General features: G+C 47.7%; 1 pseudogene. It reads right to left on the bottom strand.

Annotated features, from left to right (window positions below):
* Nucleotides 1-306: pseudogene (locus tag AB4585_RS26735) on the bottom strand (molecular chaperone DnaK); the annotation flags it as partial.

Below are 306 nucleotides of genomic sequence, written 5' to 3' on the forward strand. Positions count from 1 at the left end.
TTACTGCCACTGTAAAGGGTAGAAATTAGCTGCTTGGATTGAGTAAGGTTCGCAGGTATGTGCTGCTCTTCAACGGTTTTTTGATTGCGAACCTCAAACTCCACCTGCCAGCGGTCGTCATCATTGTCGATGTCCACACACTCAAGCTGCAATGTACCTACTTCTGTCAACTTGCTGCTGAGTTGAACTTCTACTCTGCGCTTTTGATTCGCCTCTAGCTCCTCATCACTGCCACTGTCAAGAGAAGCGATAGAAGGAGGAAGAGCCTGCATTAAGTCGCTATCTACGGTGTGAAGTGTGCCATTG

It is taken from the genome of Vibrio sp. 10N.222.49.C9, assembly GCF_041474985.1.
Classification (GTDB): domain Bacteria; phylum Pseudomonadota; class Gammaproteobacteria; order Enterobacterales; family Vibrionaceae; genus Vibrio; species Vibrio crassostreae_C.